Here is a 15,662-nt window from a genome sequence, read left to right on the forward strand (position 1 = left end):
ATGAGCAAGCTGACCACCATCACCGACCGCGCCCTCGAGCTGGCCAGCCAGGCGGGCACCAGCCTCAAGCATGCCGTGCCGAGCGCGGACAAGTTGCTGCAGACGGGCGCGGCACTGGGCGTCGCCAAGACGGGCGGCAGGTTGGCAGTGAGCTTCGTGCGCCGCAATCCTGCGGTCGCCGTGGCCACGGGCATCGGCGTCGGCCTGCTCGCGCTGGTGGCCTACCGCAAGCGCAAGCAGGACCAGGCCACGGGTGCCATCGAAGGCAAGTCGCGCCGTGTCGAAGCGCGCAAGGTCAACGGTTCGGCCAAAACCTCGACCGCACGCAAGACCGGTGCGCCGCGCAAGCCGCGCAGCACCACGCGCTCCACCGAAAGCTGATTTCCCGGGTCCCGCGTCGCCTCAGAGCGCCCGCCACGCGCCGGGCGCCAGATCGCCCAGCGGTGTGTCGCCCATGGCGGCACGCACCAGCCGCAGGGTCGGAAGTCCGACGGCGGCGGTCATGCGGCGGACCTGACGGTTGCGGCCTTCGGTGATCGTCACCGACAGCCAGGCGTCGGGCACCGTCTTGCGGACGCGCACCGGCGGATCGCGCGGCCATAGCGTCGGCGCCGGATCGAGCCTTTCGACCCGCGCCGGCCGCGTCGGTCCATCGTTCAACACCACGCCGCGCCGCAGCGCCTCCAGCTGCTCTTCCGCCGGCGTGCCTTCCACCTGCACCCAGTAGGTCTTCGGCTGCTTGTGGCGCGGATCGGTCAGCCGGTTCGCCAGCGCGCCGTCATCCGTCAGCAGCAACAGCCCCTCGCTGTCGTAGTCCAGCCGGCCCGCGGCGTACACGGCGGGCGGCAGCCCGAATTCCGCCAGCGTCCGCCGCGGTGGATCGCTGCGGTCGGTGAACTGGCAGAGCACGTTGAAGGGCTTGTTGAACGCAATCAGCACAGGGAACGTCCGCAAGGTCGGCAGGCCGCATTGCAACCGCATCGGCGTGCCGCGTCCAGCGCATGTTTCCCGTCAGGATTCCGGTGGCGTGCCGGGATCCGGCTCGGCCGTCGTCATCGTCGTGCCGGACCGTCCTCGTGCCATCGCCTCGAACACGCCGTCGCGCCGCACCCAGGCATGATGCAGCGCCGCCGCCGCGTGCAGCAGGATCAGCGCGAACAGCGCATAGCCCACCCACCCGTGCGCCTGCCGCAACAGGCTGTACAGCGCGGGATCCTGCGGCAGGAGCGGCGGCAGCGAGAACGTCGAGGTCATGCGCACCGGATAACCGCCCGCCGACAGCATCGCCCAGCCGAGCAGCGGCATCGCCAGCAGGGCGGCATACAGCGCCACGTGCGAGGCCTTGGCCGCGAACGCCTGCGCACGCGGCAGCGACGCGGGCAGCGGCGGAGGCGGGCTGCGCCAGCGGTGCAGCAGGCGGATCACCGCCAGCACCAGCAGCGCCATGCCAAGCGGGCGGTGCAGGTCGATCAGCACCGGGCGCAGCGACAGCGACGCCACCATGCCCACGCCGACGAACAGCATCGCCAGGATCAGGATCGCCATGCTCCAGTGCAGTGCGCGGGCGAACGCATCGAAATGGCCGTGCCGGTTCATCGTTTTGCCTCCTGTCCCGACGGCGTGGCGGGAGACGCGATGTCGCCGCGCGCGGTCTCGCGCTCGCGCCGGTTGAACGAGACGCTGTAGGCCGCCGCGCGCGCCGCCAGGATGGGATCGTTGGACAGCGCGACGCCGTCCGGCACCACCGTGGGATCGTAGTTCACGTCCCGGCAGGCGCCGGTAGCCTGCGCCTCGCTGCGCTCGATCACCAACGTGCCGACGACATGCTGCGGGCGCTCCGCCGGCCACGGCTGCGACGGATCATCGACCGGATCGCCCTCGACCGCCTCGGTGACCACCAGGTCCCAGCGCAGCGGGCCCTGCGCGAGCCGTTGCCGTACCTCCTCTTGCAGATAGTCCGCCTCGGCCTGCTGGCGCGTGGCCTCCGGCAGCGGCTGGAACGGCGCCTGAGGTCGCATCGACCAGCGCACGAACCGCGACCGGCCCTGCGCATCGATGAAGCGGAACGTGTTCACGCCGTTGTACTCGGTGTTGGCCCAGCTGTTCGACCACGGCGCGGATTTCGCCCAGGCCTGGAAGCGAGCCGCTTCCGGATACTGCGCCAGGAACGCCGCCATCTTCGCCGGGTCGGGCTTGCCGGTGGCCGGGTCCGGGCGCGAGGCCAGCATCTGCGCGTGGAAACCCGCCGTCGTGGCGACGGCGAAGAACGGGAAACTGTTCATCGCCATCCGCCACTCCTGCCCGTCGTCCGTGCGCAGCGACAGCGCCAGGCTGCGCACGCGCGCCTGCGCCTCGGCACCGAACGGGTCGGCGCCGCCGATCGACAACCGTCCCAGCACCGGCGTGCTGGCCTGCCGGAACACCTGTGCACGCGACAGCGCTGCGCCCTGCGCAGTGGGCGCGAAATGGCCGGCCACGCAGACACCTTTGCTATGCGCACGGCGGAACCCCGGATAGGGCTTGCCGTTCTCGATGTCATCGACCAGCCGCGGTGCGGTGAGTCGCCCCGCCGGACCGATCCATCCCGCCGTCCAGGCGAAGGCCAGGCCCGCGGCCAACACCAGGCAGGCGATGGTGGCCAAGGGGCGCCAGGGACGGGGCGCGGGCGGAGATGGATCGTCGGGGAGGGTCGGCATGGCGGGTTCCTGCGTCGTGGATGCCGGTGGGACGCCCGGACGCCGGATTTATTCCCGCGTCGCGCGGATCCCTCCGGCGGAGGGCCGCGACGGGGAATAATCCCCGCGTTCGCGCGTCACACCCTTATCCCCGCCAAGACCGGCCCATGCCCGCCCGCCCCCCTCCGCTGGATGACGAGACCCTGCACGCGGTGATCCCGCGCCTGCGCCGGTTTGCGCGCTCGCTGGCGTCCGATGCGTCCGCCGCCGACGACCTGGTCCAGGCCACGCTGGAGCGCGCGCTGATGCGAGGCACCGAGGTGCGCGATCCCGCGGCGCTGCAGGCCTGGCTGTTCTCTGTGCTGTACCGCGCTTTCGTGGACGAACATCGGCGCGCGGCACGCTGGAAGCGCATCGCGCGGCTGTTCTTGGCCGAGGACGACGCGTCTCCGCCGACGCCCGACCAGGTGTTCGACGCGCGCACCTCGTTGGCCGGCTTCGCCTGCCTGACGTCCGAGCAGCGCGCGCTGCTGATGCTGGTGAGCGTGGAGGGGCTGGCCTATCGCGAGGCCGCCGACGCGCTGGGCATCCCGGTGGGCACGGTGATGTCGCGCCTGTCGCGCGCGCGCCAAGCGTTGCGCGCGAGGCAGGAGGACACGCCGCCCACGTCCACCCTGAAGGCCTTCCGATGAACATCAAGCTCCTGCGCGAAGCACCTGCGGACGACGAACTGCACGCCTATGTCGACGGCCGGCTCGATCCCGCGCGCCGCGCCGCGGTTGCCGCGTGGCTGGAGGCGCATCCCGAACAGGCGGCCCAGGTGGAAGGCTGGAAGCGCGATGCCGAACGCCTGCGTGCGCTGGCCGCGAATCCCGAGCGCTGGCCGGCGAACGCGACGCTGGCGCCAGCACAGGTCCGGCGCGGCCTGCAGGCGCGCCGGCGCCGGCGTCTGGGCATCGCCGCCTCCTGGGTGTTCGCCTTCGTGATCGGCGGCGGTGCCGGCTGGCAGCTGCGCGAGCTGCGCCCCGCGCCGTCGGCGCTGCCGATGGCGGATGCCGTGGCCGCCTACCGCCAGTTCGCCGAGGCCGATGCGCCGCCGATGGAATTCGATACGGCCCGCGCGGACGACCTGCAACGCTGGCTGCGGCGCCACTTCGGCGAGGCAGGACGGGTGCCCGATCTCAGCCAGGCAGGTTACCGGTTGATGGGCGGCCGCCTGCTGTCCACCGAACAGGGCGCCGCCGCCATGCTGGTCTACCAGGACGGGTCGGGTGCTCGGGTGGGGTTCTACCTGCGGCCGCGTGGCCGTCTGGCGCGCGACGGGCAACGCCGCGATGGCGATCTGCTGGCGCAGTACTGGTCGCATCGCGACACCAGCTTCGCCCTGGTCAGCGACGCCGCCGACGCTGCGGCGCGCGCGCTGCCGCGCCTGCTGGAAAACGGGTGATCGCAGGTGCGGCCCCGGTCGGGCCGCACCCGCCGGGACTCAACGCGGCTTCACGAACCGCAGCGTCATGCGGTCGCTCTCACCGATGGCCTGGTACTTCGCGCGGTCGGCTTCCGGATGGTTGTTGGATGGCGGCAGCGTCCACACGCCGTTCGGATGGTCCTTGGTGTCCTTCGGATTGGCGTTGACCTCGCTCTTGGCGTCGAGGCGGAAACCGGCGGCTTCCGCCAGCGCGATCACCTGCGCCTCGCTGATGTAGCCGCTCTTGTCGTCGGCCGGCACATCCTGGTTCGCGCGGTGTTCCACCACGCCCAGTACGCCGCCCGGCTTGAGGGCGGTGAAGAAGCCCTTGAACATGCCCTCGGCCTGGCCGGCGCTGCGCCAGTTGTGCACGTTGCGGAAGGTCAGCACGACGTCGGCGGAGTTGGCTGCACCGAACTCCGGCTTCGTCGGGTTGTACTTCACCACGGAGGCCTTGTCGAACTGTGCGGGAGCGTCGGCGAACTTCTTCTGCAGACCATCCAGTCCGCGCTGGTAGTAGCCGCGGCTCTTCTCCGACGCGGACGCCGGATCCACCACCGCGGCCACGTACTGGCCGCCGTTCTTCAGATAGGGCGCGAGCACTTCGGAATACCAGCCACCGCCGGGGGTGATCTCGACCACCGTCTGCGTGGGCGTCACACCGAAAAACGACAGGGTCTCCTTCGGATGGCGGTACATATCGCGCGCTGCGTTCTTCGGATCGCGCCAGTCGCCTTTCAGGGCGGCATCGAGTGCGGCGGCGTCCGCCGCGGTCAGTGCGTGAGCGGTGCCGGCCGGTTTGGCAGGCGAGGCGGCGAACGAAGGCGTGGCGGCAGCGAATGCAGCCATCAGCGCCAGGGACAGCGGAACAATGCGGATCGTCATGCGTCAGCCCTCCAGAAAGGTGGGCGGAGCCTAGCACGCAGCATGTTCAGGGGGCATGGCGGTCACCGCACGCCGCGCACGCTTCATCGCATCCGCACGCGCGGTCGCTAGACTGCAGGCATCGTCGATACCGGAGCCGCGACATGGCCGACCACGAGGCTGACCGCAACACCCGCATCGTGCTGGCCGCGCGCCCGCGGGGCGAGCCGATCGCGGACGACTTCCGCCTCGAACACGCGCCCCTGCCCGAGCCTGCAGAAGGTCAGGTGCTGCTGCGCAACCACTACCTGTCGCTGGACCCCTACATGCGCGGGCGGATGAATGCCGGGCGCTCGTACGCCAAGCCGGTCGAGATCGGCGAGGTGATGGACGGCGGCACGGTATCGGAGGTCATCGCCTCGCGGCATCCCGATCTGCATGTCGGCGACATGGTGCTGGCGCACGGGGGTTGGCAAACGCACGCAGTGGCCGACGGCAAGCTGCTGAAGCGAAAGCTGGACGCTAAGGTCGCGCCACTGACCACCGCGCTGGGTGTCTACGGCATGCCGGGCTTCACCGCGTACGTCGGCCTGCACGAAATCGGCAAGCCGCAGCCCGGCGAGACCGTTGTGGTCGCCGCTGCCAGCGGCCCGGTCGGCGCCACCGTCGGCCAGATCGCGAAGCTGCAGGGCGCGCGTGCGGTGGGCATCGCCGGAGGCGAGGCCAAGCGCGTCTACCTGCGCGACGAACTCGGCTTCGACGTCGCGCTCGACCATCGCGCGCCCGACTTCGCCGACCAGCTGCGCGCCGCGTGTCCGGACGGCATCGATGTGTACTTCGAGAACGTCGGCGGTGCGGTGTTCGACGCCGTCCTGCCACTGCTCAACGATTTCGCCCGCATCCCGGTCTGCGGACTGGTCGCGCATTACAACGACACCGCGCTGCCGGCCGGGCCCGACCGCATGCCGATGCTGATGAGCCACATCCTCACCCGCCACCTGACCGTGCGCGGCTTCATCCAGCACGACTTCATCGCGCTGTACCCGCAGTTCCTGCGCGAGATGGGTGGCTGGCTCACCGAAGGAAAGATCCGCTACCGCGAGGACATCGTGGAGGGCCTGGAAAACGCACCGCGTGCGCTGATCGGCCTGCTGCGTGGCGAGAATTTCGGCAAGGTGGTGGTGAAGCTGTAGCGCGCTGCGACTCAGCGCTCGATGCCGTTATCGGCCTCGTAGGTCTGCATCGTCGCGATGGCATCCAGCATGTACGCGTACCAGGCTTCTTCGATTTCTTCGATCGGTCCGATCAGGCGCTCGAAGTCGGGTGTCGACGCGCCGCGAGCGAGCAGTTGCTTGTAGGCGGCTGCATACCTGCCGTTCTCGTAGTGGAAGAGGAAGTGCGTCAGGTCCCAGTAGTGGAGGTAGTACAGATTGACGTGCCGGTCGATGCCCGGGCCCCGACCCTCCAGCAGGTCGCGCAACCGAATGAAGCGGGCGGCGGCCGCATCCTCCTGCAGGCTTCCCGTCAGTCCCATGCGCGACAGCCACCAGATCGGATAGGTCGCCGGATCGCTGCGACCCGGCGTCAGCACGCCGTCCTCCAGCCAGCTCGCGCCCAGGTAGCCGGCGACACCTTCGTTGGCCCACGCGGGCAGCCGCCAGCCGGCGACCTCGGTGTTCAACTGATGCACCGCCTCATGCAGCATCCAGTGATGCGGGTTCTCCCTGCCGCCACCGTAATAGGCGTAGCAGGCCGGCCGCAGATAGTAGGCCTCGGCCCAGGGCCGGCTGCGATTGTTGCGCTGGAACTCCTCGCGATCGGCGTACAGCACGAGCGTGAGTGGTCGAGTCGAGGCGCGGACATGGTCGCCGAACAGTGCCATGTATGCCGCATGCAAACTCTCGACCGCTTCCGCCACCTGCTGCGTCTGCGCTGGCGTAGCGGTGCTATGGACACGGTAATGCGGCGTCTGCAGCAGCGTCGACGCTTCCGGAATACGCGCAGCCGGTACGGGGGCGGACAAGACGCGGGGCGCGGGACGCGTGCGCTGCCATACGCTGATCCCGATAGCCAGCGCCAGCAGCGCCACCGATACCGCAACGAGCGTGGCACGGCGCGTCATGCCGGCACCGGCAGGCTGACAAGCATCAGCGTGGGATCCTCCGGGTCCAGCTTCACGCGAAAGCCCAGGCTTTCGCACATGGCCAGCATGGTGCGGTTCTCGCGCAGCACCTGGCCTTCGATGAGCTTCAGGCCCTGCCACTGCGCGTACTCGATCATGATCTGCATCAGCTTCCAGCCGATGCCGTGGCCCTTGAGGTCCGAGCGCACGAGGATGCCGTACTCCCCCTTCTCGTAGTTGGCGTCGGCGTGCAGGCGCACCGCGCCGAGCATCTCGTGCGTGTCGGGATGGATCGCCACCAGCGCGATCGAGCGGGCGTAGTCCAGCTGGGTCAGGCGGGCGATGAATTCATGGCTGAAGTGGCGCACCGACTGGAAGAACCGCAGACGCAGGTCTTCATCGGTGACGTGGGTGAAGAAGGCGCGGAACATCGCATCGTCTTCCGGCCGCACCGGCCGTACCAGCGCAGCCCGGCCATCGGCGAGCGGGATCGTGCGTTCCCATTCGGTCGGATACGGGAAGATCGCGAAGCGCGGATGGCCGCGACCCTTGTGCAGCGCACGGCCGCGCGCCACCGCGATGCGTGCGTCCACGGCGACCACGCCGTCGCGGTCGGCCAGCAGCGGGTTGATGTCGAGCTGGTGGATCTCGGGGATGTCGGCGGCCAGCTGCGCCAGTTTCACCAGCACCAGGGCGACGGCGCGCTCGTCGGCGGCCGGCACGTCGCGGTAGGCCTTCAGCACGCGCGACACGCGGGTGCGTGCGATCAGTTCGTGCGCCAGGCGCAGGTCCAGCGGCGGCAAGGCGACCGCCTGGTCGTTGATCACTTCCACCGCTGTGCCGCCACGACCGAAGGCGATGACCGGCCCGAACACCGGATCGTCGGCGATGCCGGCGATCAGTTCGCGCGCTTTCGGCCGCAGCACCGTGGGCTGCACCATTACGCCCTCGATCCGCGCGTCCGGTCGGCGTTCGCGCGCGCGCTGCAGGATGCCGGCCGCCGCTTCGCGCACGGCATTCGCATGGGGAAGATTGAGGCGCACGCCGTCGACGTCGGACTTGTGCGGAATGTCGGGCGACAGGATCTTCACCGCCACGGTGACCCCCTCCGCCAGCAATGGCGCCGCGATACGGGCCGCGTCCTCCGCATCGGTCGCGCGCCAGACGGGCGCCATCGGGATGCCGTAGGCGGCGAGCAGCTGCGTGGTCGCGAGCGGATCCAGCCAGGCCTGGCCGGCATCCAGTGCGGTATCGACGAGCGCGCGAGCAGCGCCGACATCGGGGCTGAAATCCTCCGGCAGGCTGGGCGGCGTTTCCATCAATGCCGCCTGCACCTCGCGGTGGCGCACCAGGTGCATGAAGCCGGCCACGGCATCCGACTCGTTCGGATAGCGCGGGATCTGCGCGGCATCGAGCAGCGCTTCGGCCTGCGGGTCGTTGCCCAGCCAGACGGTGAACACCGGTTTGTGCGGGCCCTGTGCCGGACGCTGCGACAGCACGCGGGTGACCGCATGCGCGGCCTCAGACGATGACGACAGCACGGTCGGCACGTTGACCGCGAGCAGCGCATCGTTTTCCGGGTCGGCGATCAGCGCCTCGATCGTGGCGGCGTAGCGGTCGGCATCGATGTCGGTCAGCAGGTCGACCGGATTGGTGCGCGACCAGCCGACGGGCAGGATGCGGTCGAGCGCATCGCGCGTGGCATCGGACAGCGTGGCCAGCGTGCCGCCCTGTTCGTACAGATGATCGACCGACAGCGCGCCCACGCCGCCGCCGTTGGTCAGGATCGCCAGCCGGCGGCCGCGGAACGGACGCACCTGCCCCAGCGTGCGCGCGGCGGCGAACAGTTCGTGCAGCGAGCGCACGCGCAGCAGGCCGGCACGGCGGAACGCGGCGCCGTACACCGCATTCGGGCGTGCCAGGTTCTGCGTATGCGTGCTGCCGGCGGGCGTGACCTGGGCGCGGCCGCTGTGCCCGGACTTCACCACGACGACCGGTTTGGTACGCGCGGCGGCGCGCGCGGCCGACATGAACTTGCGCGCGTCGCGGATCGCTTCCACGTACAGCAGGATCGCGCGGGTACGGTGATCGGTGGCGAAGTAGTCCAGCAGGTCGGCGAAGTCCACGTCCAGCGCATCGCCCAGCGACACCACGGCGGAGAAGCCGACCGGCTGGCTCATGCTCCACTCGACCAGCCCACCGGAGATCGCACCCGATTGCGAAATCAGCGCGAGGTCGCCGGCCTTCGGGAAGCGGCTGGCCAGACTGGCGTTGAGGCGCGCGTGCGGCGCGATCACGCCCAGGCAGTTCGGGCCGAGCACGCGCAAGCCTTTCTCGCGCGTGAGCGCTTCGAGCTGCCCGGCGGGCGAGCCGGGTCCGCTGCCCATCGCCGCGGTCAGCACCACCACCGCACCGGCACCTTTCTCCGCCGCCTCGGCTGCCAGTTGCGGCACCGTTGCCGCCGGCGTGGCAATCACTACCAGGTCCGGCGTCCACGGCAGGTCGCGCAGATGTCGCACCGTCGCCACGCCCTCCATCGGCGTCGGATGCTTGTTCACCAGCCCGATCTGGCCCTCGAAGCCACCGGCGCGCAGGTTCTCGATCACCGCACGGCCCACCGAGCGCGGCCGCGACTGGCTGCCCACCACCGCCACGGCGCGCGGTCGGAAGATCGAATCGAGGCGGTAGGTGCTCATGGCGGGACGGCGTTCTCCGGGTGCCGTCAAGGGTAGCGCGGAGCGTGTTGCGCGCGCGTGCGGGGGGTCACGCCAGCTTCAAGGCGTCCGGGTACGGCGCAGTATCCGGATAATCGCCGGCGGCGAGATGCGACTGGAGGTCGCGCCACCACGCCGGACGGAACAGTTCGCCATGCGCGGCCTTCAACGCCTTCGCCTGCGCCTCCGGCAGGCCGAGGAATTGCGGAAAGCGCTCGGGAAAGACATCGCCGGCATCGACGTGGAACCACGGGCCATCCGCCATCTGTTCCTCGTACGTCGTCGCCTGCGGCCAGTCGCGGAAGCGGCAGTCGGTCACCAGCCGCAGTTCGTCGTAGTCGTAGAACACCACGCGCCCATGCCGCGATACGCCGAAGTTCTTCAGCAGCATGTCGCCGGGAAAGATGTTGTTGCGCGCCATGTCCTTGATGGCCTGGCCGTAGTCGAGCGCGGCGGTGCGGGCGGCGTCGGCCTTCTGCTCGCGCAGGTACAGGTTCAGCGGCCGCAGCCGGCGCTGCACGTAGCACAGGTGGATGACCAGGTCCTCGCCGTCCTCGCTGAGGCTCTGGCCGCAGCTTTCGCGCAGCTCATGCAGGAGTTCCGGCGCGAAGCGCGCGCGCGGGAAGCGCAGGAAGCGGAACGCCTGCGTGTCCAGCAGCCGGCCCACGCGGTCGAGGTGGAACACCAGGTCGTACTTGTCCTCCACGTCCTGCCGGCTCATCGCCTTGGGATAGGCGAAGCGGTCGCGGATCACCTTGAATACCAGCGGATAGCTGGGCAGCGTGAACACGGCCATCACCATGCCGGGCGTGCCTTCGGCATGCACCAGGCGCTCGTCCGGGTGCGCGGCGAAGTGGTGGAAGAAGGTGCGGTAGCGCTCGGTCTTGCCCTGCTTGGCGCGGCCGAGCACGGTGTAGATCTCGTCGATCGGCTTGCCCGGCAGCAGCGAACGCAGGAACACCACCGCATCGCCGACCGTTGCCAGGTCGGCATGGAAGTAGCTGCGCGACGTGCCGAACAGGTGCGCCACGTCGCCGCGATGGGTCAGCACGGCCTCGGCCTTCAGCTGCCCGCCGTCGTTGACCAGCGCAATGACACAGGGCGAGAAGCGGTGTTCGCCGTAGACGCGACCGACCAGGTAGGCGCGCCGTTCGCGGTAGAACACGGTGTCCAGCAGCTCGATGCCACGCACGGGATGGGCGCCCCAGTGCGCCAGGTCGTCCTGCAGGCGCACGGCAATCGCCGCAGCGCAGCGCGTGCGGTGGGCGTAGGGCACGTCGAACCCGTAGTCGCCGAGCACGCGCGCGAACGTATCGGTCGGCCGTTGTTCGGACACGGCATAACTGTGGCGCGCGACCGGATGGGTGATGGCGTCGGTCGGCTCCACGTCCAGCGCCACGAACTCCAGCGACGGATCGACGCCGCGCGTGCGGAAGAACCGCCGGCTCAGCGTGTTGTAGAAGGTCTTGTAGAGCTCGCGGTCGATCTGGCCGGCGACCATCCGCTCGAAAGCGGCGCGCGCCGCGATCCAGGGCGTGCGCTCGTGCGCGCGTCCCAGCAGCGTGGACTGCAGCCGCAACGCACACTCGGCAATGCACTGGTCGTACAGTTCGATGCGTTCGACCGCATCGGCGCGCGCGCCGGCCCAGTCCATCGTCTCGAACCGGATTTTCGCGCGCCGGGTGATCGCCGCGAACCGCGCGTGGTAGTCCGCGAACGCGTCGTGGATCAGGCGGGCGATGGCATCGTCGTGGACCATGCGTGCGATGTTAGCCGGCGCCCGCTGGAGTCATCGCTCCACCGCAATGCCCGCCTGCTCCAGCAGCCAGCCGCGCACCTTGCGGAAGCCCGGATGCGCCAGGCTGCGCTCCGGATAGACCAGGTAATGCGCGAAGTCCGCCTGCAGCCGCTTCTTCGTCAGCGTCACCAGCCGGCCCGCCTTCACCAGCGGCTCGGCCAATGTCCAGCGCGCCAGCGCCACGCCGACCCCTTGCGCCGCGGCCTGGTGCAACGTCTCGGTGTCGTCGAACTGCGCCACGTAGCGCGTGGGCGGCTGCCCGCCGAAATGCTCGAACCAGTCCTTCCAGCGGTTGGCCGGATCGCCGAGCAGCGGCAGCTTCGCCATCTGGTCAGGCGCCGGCTTGCCGTGCTTCCTGGCCAGCGCCGGGCTGGCCACCGGCGTGATCCATTCGTGGAACAGGAACTCGGCGTGCACGGTCGGCCAGCGGCCGTTGCCGAGGCGAAGCGCAAGGTCGACGGGTTCGCGCTCGAAATCGACCACGTGCGTGCTCGACTGCAGGTTGAGCCCGAGTTCCGGATGCGCGGCGAGGAAGGCGGGCAGGCGTGGCACCAGCCACGCGGTGGCCATCGACGGGATCAGGCTGAGCGTGACGGTGTGGTCGTTGCGCAGCGTCGCGCGACGCAGGGCATGGTCGATGGTGTCGAGCGGGCCGGAGATCGCATCGAACAGCCGTTGACCGTCCGGCGTCAGCTCCACGCCGCGTGGCCCACGTGCCAGCAGCTTGTGGCCCAGCCGCTGTTCCAGCAGCCGCATGCGATGGCTCAGCGCGCTGACGGTCAGGTGCATGGCTTCCGCCGCGCGGGTCAGGTTGCGCAGGCGGGCGGCGGTGACGAAGGCCTCCACCTGGTCCAGGGGCAGCCTGCTCATCTTGAATCTCCCTCAAGGCTGGGTTGCGGAGCTTTCGCTTTTTCGGGACCGATCATGCGCCTAGCTTGGTAAGCCTTCAAGCCGGAGACCGGCGACTCGGAGCGATGTCATGCAGTCGGATACGAAAAAGCAGTGGTGGCAGCAGCTGGGCGGCATGAGTCAGGGCATGCTGTTTTTGCAGGGGCATGTCGTCCCGACGGATTCGCCGCCGCCGGCCTCCGCGCCCCGGCACCACGTGCACGACGCGGCAGGTCAGGCAAGGCATCGCGAAGCTCTCCAGCGGCTGACCGCGCGGCGCCTGCGCGCGATGACCTCGCTGTCGCTGTTCCGCTGAGCGTATTCTCTTGTGGGAGCGACGTCAGTCGCGATGGGCTACCGCGACGTTCCATCGCGACTGACGTCGCTCCCACACCGATTGCCATGTAGCACTCACGCCTTCACGTAGGCCCAGGCATCACGGCCGGACTTCAGGCGCACCTGCACGCGCCGGTAATCCGCGACCTCGTAACGATCGGCGGCGGCGAGTTCATCGGCGCTGATGCGGAAGACCGTGCCGGCGACGTCATCGGCCGGATTCCCGCTGGGGCTGACGATGGGATGGAAGCGCTCGCCGCTTGCTGCCAGCACGGCCGGATCGGTGATCTCCACCATCGTCCGCGCATAGCCCGTCATCGCATCCGGCTCGCCGTCGAGGCGACGGCCGAACGAGGACAGCTGCACACTCTCCAGCTGCAAGGTGCCGTAGGAGAACAGCAGGATGTCGCGGGTGTCGTCCATCGTGTCGATACCGGTGCCTAACAAGGGGGGGGCGGAAACACGACGCCCGGCGAAGTGCCGGGCGTCGGATGCCGCCGCCGTGCGCCTGGCGTCAGGCCGACAGCGTCGCGAGTGCGTCGTTGAACGTCTCGCTGGGACGCATCGCGGCGGCGGTCTTCGCCAGGTCCGGATGGTAATAGCCGCCAATGTCGATCGCCTTGCCCTGCGCGCCGTTCAACTCGGCGAGGATGGTCGCTTCGTTGTCGGCCAGCGCCTGCGCGAGCGGGGCGAACGTCGCCTTCAGTTCGGCGTTCTCGTCCTGCGCGGCCAGCGCCTGCGCCCAGTACAGGGCCAGGTAGAAGTGGCTGCCGCGGTTGTCGAGTTCGCCGACCTTGCGCGCGGGCGAGCGGTTCTCGTCGAGGATGCGGCCGTTGGCCACGTCCAGCGCGTTGGCCAGCACCTTGGCCGGCGTGTTGAGGTAGCGCTGGCCCAGGTGTTCCAGCGACGCCGCCAGCGCCAGGAACTCGCCCAGCGAGTCCCAGCGCAGGTAGTCCTCTTCCACGAACTGCTGCACGTGCTTCGGCGCGGAGCCGCCGGCGCCGGTCTCGAACAGGCCGCCCCCGGCCATCAGCGGCACGATCGAGAGCATCTTGGCGCTGGTGCCCAGCTCCATGATCGGGAACAGGTCGGTCAGGTAGTCGCGCAGCACGTTGCCGGTCACCGAGATGGTGTCCTCGCCCTTGCGCGTGCGCTCCAGCGACACCTTCATGGCCTCGACCGGCGGCAGGATGCGGATGTCGAGCGTGTCGATGGTGTAGTCCTTCAGGTACTGCTCGACCTTGGCGATCACCTGCGCGTCGTGCGCGCGGTCCTTGTCCAGCCAGAAGATCGCGGGGGTCTTGCTCAGACGCGCGCGACCGACGGCCAGCTTCACCCAGTCCTGGATCGGCGCGTCCTTGGTCTGGCACATGCGCCAGATGTCGCCCGCGTCCACCTTCATGTCGAACACCACCTTGCCGGCGTCGTCGGTAACGCGCACGCGGCCGTCGGCGGGAATCTGGAACGTCTTGTCGTGGCTGCCGTATTCCTCGGCCTTCTGCGCCATCAGGCCGACGTTGGGCACGCTGCCCATCGTGGCGGGGTCGAACGCGCCGTGGGCACGGCAGTCGTCGATGACGGCCTGGTAGATGCCGGCGTAGCAGCGGTCCGGGATCACCGCCTTGGTGTCCTGCAGCTTGCCGTCGGCGTTCCACATCTTGCCGGAGTCGCGGATCATCGCCGGCATCGAGGCGTCGACGATCACGTCGCTGGGCACGTGCAGGTTGGTGATCCCCTTGTCGGAGTTCACCATCGCCAGCGCGGCGCTGTCGGCATAGACGGCCTGCAGGTCGGCCCTGATCGCCTCCTGCTGGTCGGCGGGCAGCGTACCCAGGCGCGCGTACAGGTCGCCGATGCCGTTGTTGGCGTCGAAGCCGATCTGATCCAGCACCGCGGCATGCTTGGCCAGCGCGGCCTTGTAGAACTCGTTGACCACCACGCCGAACATGATGGGGTCGGAGACCTTCATCATCGTGGCCTTGAGGTGCAGCGAGAACAGCACGCCCTTGGCCTTGGCATCGGCGATCTCGGCGGCGACGAACGTGGCCAGCGCCTTGCGGCTCATCGACGCGGCATCGACGATCTCGCCGGCCTTCACCTTCACCTTGTCCTTCAGCACGGTCACCGTGCCGTCGGTGGCGACCAGTTCGATCTTCAGCGCGCCATCGGCGGCCAGCGTGGCGGACTGCTCGCTGCCGAAGAAGTCGCCGGCCGTCATGTGCGCGACGTGCGACTTCGAATCGGCGCTCCACGCGCCCATGCGGTGCGGGTGCTTGCGGGCGAAGTTCTTCACCGACAGCGGCGCGCGGCGGTCCGAGTTGCCCTCGCGCAGCACGGGGTTCACCGCGCTGCCCTTGACCTTGTCGTAGCGCGCCTTGGCGTCCTTTTCCTTGTCGTCCTTCGGCTCGTCGGGATAGTCCGGCAGCGGATAGCCCTGCGACTGCAGTTCCTTGATCGCGCCCTTCAGCTGCGGCACCGAGGCGCTGATGTTGGGCAGCTTGATGATGTTGGCTTCCGGCTGCGTGGCCAGCTGGCCCAGCTCGGCCAAGTCGTCGCTGATCTTCTGCGCGTCGCTCAGGTATTCGGGGAACTGCGACAGCAGGCGGCCGGCCAGCGAGATGTCGCGGGTCTCCACGGCGATGCCGGCGGGGGCGGTGAACGCCTCGACGATCGGCAGCAGCGACTGGGTGGCGAGGAACGGGGCTTCATCGGTGAGGGTGTAGATGATGCGGGGCGTATCCGACATGGGGATCAGGACTCTCGACAAGGGGCGACGGGGAATTCAGCGCGCCATTGT

The 15,662-nt window shown here is 69.3% G+C and carries 15 protein-coding genes; 5 read left to right on the forward strand and 10 right to left on the reverse strand.

All coding sequences use genetic code 11. The features are described from left to right. Positions 1-381, forward strand: a complete 381-nt coding sequence (locus tag ASD77_RS06095; protein ID WP_055938813.1) for a hypothetical protein — start codon at positions 1-3, stop codon at positions 379-381. 21 nt (positions 382-402) lie between these two features. On the opposite strand, the gene ASD77_RS06100 is transcribed toward ASD77_RS06095, so the two are convergent. The 3 genes from ASD77_RS06100 to ASD77_RS06110 form a co-directional block, all read right to left on the reverse strand. Continuing rightward, the gene (locus ASD77_RS06100; protein ID WP_055941098.1) at positions 403-939 is read right to left on the reverse strand and encodes a pseudouridine synthase; all 537 of its coding nucleotides are present in this window, start codon (positions 937-939) and stop codon (positions 403-405) included. 72 nt (positions 940-1,011) lie between these two features. Further along, positions 1,012-1,596, reverse strand: a complete 585-nt coding sequence (locus tag ASD77_RS06105) for a cytochrome b/b6 domain-containing protein (RefSeq protein WP_055938816.1) — start codon at positions 1,594-1,596, stop codon at positions 1,012-1,014. Beyond that, on the reverse strand, positions 1,593-2,696 hold the full coding sequence (locus tag ASD77_RS06110; protein ID WP_055938818.1) for a catalase family peroxidase: 1,104 nt from the start codon (positions 2,694-2,696) through the stop codon (positions 1,593-1,595). Before ASD77_RS06110 ends, ASD77_RS06105 begins: the two co-directional genes overlap by 4 nt. A gap of 146 nt (positions 2,697-2,842) precedes the next feature. Between ASD77_RS06110 and ASD77_RS06115 the strand changes: the two genes are divergently transcribed. Both ASD77_RS06115 and ASD77_RS06120 read left to right on the forward strand, forming a co-directional pair. Further along, a complete protein-coding gene (locus tag ASD77_RS06115; protein ID WP_055938820.1) occupies positions 2,843-3,367 on the forward strand; it encodes a sigma-70 family RNA polymerase sigma factor in 525 nt (174 codons plus the stop codon). 11 nt (positions 3,368-3,378) lie between these two features. Beyond that, positions 3,379-4,122: an anti-sigma factor gene (locus ASD77_RS06120; protein WP_156383578.1), complete on the forward strand. Its 744-nt coding sequence runs from the start codon at positions 3,379-3,381 to the stop codon at positions 4,120-4,122. 39 nt (positions 4,123-4,161) lie between these two features. On the opposite strand, the gene ASD77_RS06125 is transcribed toward ASD77_RS06120, so the two are convergent. Then, complete coding sequence (locus tag ASD77_RS06125; protein WP_082563233.1) at positions 4,162-4,992, reverse strand: class I SAM-dependent methyltransferase; 831 nt, start codon at positions 4,990-4,992, stop codon at positions 4,162-4,164. Between the two features lie 179 nt (positions 4,993-5,171). Here ASD77_RS06125 and ASD77_RS06130 point away from each other — a divergent pair, with 179 nt between their 5' ends. After that, complete coding sequence (locus tag ASD77_RS06130) at positions 5,172-6,200, forward strand: NADP-dependent oxidoreductase (RefSeq protein WP_055938830.1); 1,029 nt, start codon at positions 5,172-5,174, stop codon at positions 6,198-6,200. 11 nt (positions 6,201-6,211) lie between these two features. Here the strand turns inward: ASD77_RS06130 and ASD77_RS06135 are convergent, their stop codons facing one another. The 4 genes from ASD77_RS06135 to ASD77_RS06150 form a co-directional block, all read right to left on the reverse strand. After that, positions 6,212-7,129: a hypothetical protein gene (locus ASD77_RS06135; protein ID WP_055938833.1), complete on the reverse strand. Its 918-nt coding sequence runs from the start codon at positions 7,127-7,129 to the stop codon at positions 6,212-6,214. Then, the gene (locus tag ASD77_RS06140) at positions 7,126-9,825 is read right to left on the reverse strand and encodes a bifunctional acetate--CoA ligase family protein/GNAT family N-acetyltransferase (protein ID WP_055938836.1); all 2,700 of its coding nucleotides are present in this window, start codon (positions 9,823-9,825) and stop codon (positions 7,126-7,128) included. Before ASD77_RS06140 ends, ASD77_RS06135 begins: the two co-directional genes overlap by 4 nt. A 67-nt stretch (positions 9,826-9,892) precedes the next feature. Next, a complete protein-coding gene (gene aceK / locus ASD77_RS06145) occupies positions 9,893-11,602 on the reverse strand; it encodes a bifunctional isocitrate dehydrogenase kinase/phosphatase (protein WP_055938838.1) in 1,710 nt (569 codons plus the stop codon). A gap of 30 nt (positions 11,603-11,632) precedes the next feature. Then, positions 11,633-12,511 (reverse strand): LysR substrate-binding domain-containing protein, encoded by an 879-nt coding sequence (locus ASD77_RS06150; RefSeq protein ID WP_055938842.1) that lies wholly within the window; start codon positions 12,509-12,511, stop codon positions 11,633-11,635. Positions 12,512-12,620: 109 nt separating this feature from the next. Between ASD77_RS06150 and ASD77_RS06155 the strand changes: the two genes are divergently transcribed. Then, on the forward strand, positions 12,621-12,845 hold the full coding sequence (locus ASD77_RS06155) for a hypothetical protein (protein ID WP_055938845.1): 225 nt from the start codon (positions 12,621-12,623) through the stop codon (positions 12,843-12,845). Between the two features lie 95 nt (positions 12,846-12,940). Here the strand turns inward: ASD77_RS06155 and ASD77_RS06160 are convergent, their stop codons facing one another. Further along, on the reverse strand, positions 12,941-13,288 hold the full coding sequence (locus ASD77_RS06160) for a gamma-glutamylcyclotransferase family protein (protein WP_055938848.1): 348 nt from the start codon (positions 13,286-13,288) through the stop codon (positions 12,941-12,943). Positions 13,289-13,379: 91 nt separating this feature from the next. Next, positions 13,380-15,611 (reverse strand): NADP-dependent isocitrate dehydrogenase, encoded by a 2,232-nt coding sequence (locus ASD77_RS06165; protein WP_055938850.1) that lies wholly within the window; start codon positions 15,609-15,611, stop codon positions 13,380-13,382. Between the last annotated feature and the right edge of the window lie 51 nt (positions 15,612-15,662).

The sequence above is a fragment of the Pseudoxanthomonas sp. Root65 genome, from assembly GCF_001427635.1.
GTDB lineage: Bacteria > Pseudomonadota > Gammaproteobacteria > Xanthomonadales > Xanthomonadaceae > Pseudoxanthomonas_A.